The organism is Sulfurovum sp. bin170 (genome assembly GCF_010892395.1).
Taxonomy (GTDB): domain Bacteria; phylum Campylobacterota; class Campylobacteria; order Campylobacterales; family Sulfurovaceae; genus UBA1140.
This window is the reverse complement of the sequence record NZ_JAACKB010000271.1, coordinates 1-3812: the sequence shown is the minus strand read 5'-3', so window position 1 is coordinate 3812 and position 3812 is coordinate 1. Positions and strand designations below refer to the sequence as shown.

General features: G+C 33.9%; 4 protein-coding genes. 2 read left to right on the top strand and 2 right to left on the bottom strand.

Annotation, left to right across the window (positions count from 1 at the left end):
- On the top strand, positions 1–1130 hold a 1130-nt coding region (locus tag GSY74_RS06370; RefSeq protein ID WP_164664266.1), incomplete at its 5' end, for a hypothetical protein.
- 13 nt (positions 1131–1143) lie between these two features.
- The gene (locus tag GSY74_RS06365) at positions 1144–1560 is read left to right on the top strand and encodes a hypothetical protein (RefSeq protein ID WP_164664265.1); all 417 of its coding nucleotides are present in this window, start codon (positions 1144–1146) and stop codon (positions 1558–1560) included.
- Here GSY74_RS06365 and tilS read toward each other — a convergent pair.
- Positions 1535–2530, bottom strand: coding sequence for a tRNA lysidine(34) synthetase TilS (gene tilS, locus GSY74_RS06360; protein ID WP_188108701.1), 996 nt, complete (start codon positions 2528–2530; stop codon positions 1535–1537). The two genes, GSY74_RS06365 and tilS, sit on opposite strands and share 26 nt — an antisense overlap.
- Positions 2505–3812 (bottom strand): 30S ribosomal protein S12 methylthiotransferase RimO (rimO, locus tag GSY74_RS06355; protein ID WP_164664264.1); only part of this gene is annotated, 1308 nt, incomplete at its 5' end. The genes rimO and tilS, both read right to left, overlap by 26 nt.

Genomic DNA, 3812 nt, shown 5'->3' with positions numbered 1-3812 from the left:
AGCAGTTTCATGAGAGTGATAAGGTGAAGTTTATAGAGAAAATTCGTATGCTTCAATCACAATATCCAAATAATCATGTAATATCTATCTCTCTACTAGCAAATCAAATTACTAGCCAAGAGGAGGATAGAAACAGAGCAACAGCCAAAATTTTCAATGATAACTTTGTAACCCAAGAGAGTATAGATGTGGGTGATATACCTACTACGCTATACTTCTCACCTTTTACAATGCTATATCAGCAGTATAAAAATATTCTGGATGACAAGATAACACTACTTATAGGTCTTTTTGATAGGAAACTATTTATGATGTTTGCTACATCGGACAAGATTCATCAGAGTTGGACTATAGGTACAAGAGGTCTGACAGAGAAACAGGTTGCAGAGAGAGTATATAAGAGTATGCAAGCCTATTATAAGATTTCATATAGTTTTGCTGACCATATAGAGATGCTAGTCTCTGATGACTCTCCTAAACTTCTGAAAGTTTTGAGAGAGGAGTTATCTCTTCATATTGAGCTTCATCAAAATAGTATTCATAATCTACTGCACAATATGGCATCTAGCCAAGAGATGGCAGGAAGTTCTTATATCAAATCATTTAAAAAAATAGAACTCTCTCCTAGAAGTGTGCAAAATAGAGTAGTTGATAGTTCTAATGAGACTCATAGTGAAATTAAAAATAGTAACTTGTCTCAAAAACAGAATCTAAATGATATTAAGATAAAAGGTGATGAAAACAGAGGTCTTTTTAACTCTATAAAATCTATCTTTGCTGGTTCATCTATGACATCTGCTGTGCCACTGTTGATTGTTTTGGCAGTTGGTAGCTTCTTTTCTATAAAAAATGGTACAATCTTAAATAAGATTTCCCAAAAAAGTATGCAAATTTCTGCACATCAAACGAATCTTGATTTGACAACAGTTTCACAAAAACTATTCAAAGCTATGGGGAAGAATGGTGAACTGAAAATTGCAACAATATCCACAAAAGAGATTGATATTAGAGGTGTGGTTTGGGGTATTGAACCACTTAAAAATAGTCTTAGTAAGTTGTATAAAAATGGTAAGTTTGTTATAAAACCACTTGAAAACTTTAAGACAGAGTTCTCTTTTACCGCAAAGTAGAGAAGAGGAAAGCATGAATATAAAAACACTGTCACCAATAACAAAAATTTGGTTCATTATATCACTATTAGTACTGCTATTATGGGTTATTCCGAATGTAGTCTCTTATTATAAAAATCAGAAACTCTATGCTAAAAAAGTAGTTCAGATAGAGAAACTAGATAAACGGGAGAATAGTTTTGGTATAAAAAACTTCCATTCAGAGGTATTTAAATCAGATGCAGAGGAGTATTTTGATAAAGTTGATGTAATCTCATCTTCTGATAACAGTTACAAAGTTACTATTTTATTTGCTAAGGAGTCTCTACCTAAGTTTCATACTTTCTTAAAAAATATATCTCTAAATTATAGAGTTTCTGTTGAAAATAGTATTGTATATAAAGAGATGAACAAGTCTATGAGAGTCAATATAGTTGTGAAACCTTTTTAGGTTCTAATCTCTTATGATAGTAGTACCCTCTAACTTTTGAGGGTATTTTAGCGATGCGACAAGCCTCTTTAAATTTTTTGGGCATTACCTCTTTTAGATAGGGTGCGATATATATTTTATCTTCAACTATCTCAACAGCCCATAATCCACCAAATACCATAGAGTTTTCATTTGCCAACTCTGCTCTCTGTGCAGATGAGAGTAGATAACCTAATTTTTTTAGATATTTATCAACCACACGAGATATAATCATATGGTTATCTATCTCTAAAATATATAGTTCTTTATGGTTAAAAACTTCTCTATATCCACTTAACAAAACCTCTTTGTCTATCTGTAAATATTCAAAACTCTTTTGAATACCATTTTTATATTTCTCAATAAGTTTATCAGAAAAATTATTTCTAAAATAGTTTCTCTCATACTTCTCATCGCTATTGCTCTCATCTATGAAATATCGGTAACCATTCTCATCCAAATAATTCATAAGCTCATCTTTGGAGTGATGAAGAATAGGACGAATTAGAGTATATTCTTTTCGTTTGGATATAGATTCAAGACCTAGAAGTTCACTTGTCCCTGCCCCTTTAGTCAGACGCATTAAAAACCACTCTAGTTGGTCATTCAGTTGATGTGCAGTAATTAGATTCTCATAATTGTGTTCTTCCATTAATTTATCAAAAAAACTATATCTAAAATCTCTAGCATTTTTTTCAAAGTTACTACTAAAAGAGGGAGCTTTTGTGATATAGGATTTGAGGTTATATTTTTGGGCTAAATCTATAGCATATCTCTCCTCCTCTTCGCTCTGTTTCCTCATTCCATAGTTGATTAGAGCTATATCAAAAGAGATATTGTTCTCTTGGAGTAGAAAAAAGAGAGCAGAGGAGTCCACTCCTGCTGAAAAAGCAAGGAGGTTTTTTCTATCTTGCAGTAAAAAGAGATTAGATAGTCTTAATAAGTGTTCCAAGCAACCTATCTCCTACTAGTTCAGTAATCTTAGCCTCATAAAGACCTCCAAACTCAATCTTCAAATCAGAAGTATCATTTATCAAAACATCCCCATCTATATCTTTTGCCCAAAGTGTAGGTCTAGCTGATAGAATATACTCATGCTCATCACTCTTGCCATCAAGTATTACTTGAATGGTTTTTCCAATCATATTTTTTAATGATATTTGAGTAGTCTCATAAGCTATATCTTCTAGTACTTCAACTCTATCCTCTATAATCTCTTCCTCCACAGGTTTCATTGTAAACGCTGGGGTTGTCTCTTCATTGGAGTATAAAAAGACATTAAATCTATCAAAGTTAAACTCTCTTAGGAACTCACAAACTCGCTCAAATGCCTCATCACTCTCCCCTGGATGACCAGCTATAATAGATGTACGGATAAAGGCATCTTTTTTAGACTTCATATGCTCTAGTAGCTCTATGGTTTTCTTCTCTCCAAAACCTCTTCTCATAATCTTTAAAATAGCATCATCTATCTGTTGAATAGGCATATCATAATAGGTCTCAAAAATTTTAGAGTCAGCAATAGCATCAATCAGTTCAAACGAAGTGGTACTGGGGTAGAGATACAAGATTCGTGCTATTTTTACACCATCTATAGGCTCAACTGTCTTGATAATATCTATCAATCCATCTTTTAGTCCAATATCTCGTCCATAGCTAGAGGAGTCTTGGGAGATAAAACTAAACTCATAAAAGCCTTGTGCCACCAGAGCTTTGACCTCTTTTTCGATAGATAGAAGGGTACGAGAGTGGAGTTTTCCTTTGAAACTAGGTATTGCACAGAATGAACAGGCTTGGTTACACCCCTCTGCCATTTTGATATAGGCATGAGTGTTTGACCCTGTAATGACTCGTTTTGAATTCTCATTTGCCAAATAGACCTCTGGAGAGAATGTTGCTCCTCTTTTTTGAGCTATTAATTTATCTATCTGCTCATAATCTCCTACACCAGTAAAAATATCAACCTCTGGTAAATCCCTCTGTAGCTCCTCTTGGTATCGTTCAGTCAGACAACCACTCACCACCAAAATAGAGTTCTCTTTTCGATCTTCATGTAAATTTAAAATCGTATTGATACTCTCCTCTTTTGCAGCATCTATAAATCCACAAGTATTGACTATAATTACATCGGCAGTTGAGGCATCATCAGAGATTTCATACTCTCTTAGCCTACCCAACATAACCTCCGAATCGACAAGGTTTTTTGTACAGCCAAGGCTTACTAGGTGTAGTTT

Bases quoted from the DNA above. Each gene is read 5' to 3' on its own strand.
- GSY74_RS06365 (WP_164664265.1), top strand. From the start codon at position 1,144: ATGAATATAAAAACACTGTCACCAATAACAAAAATTTGGTTCATTATA.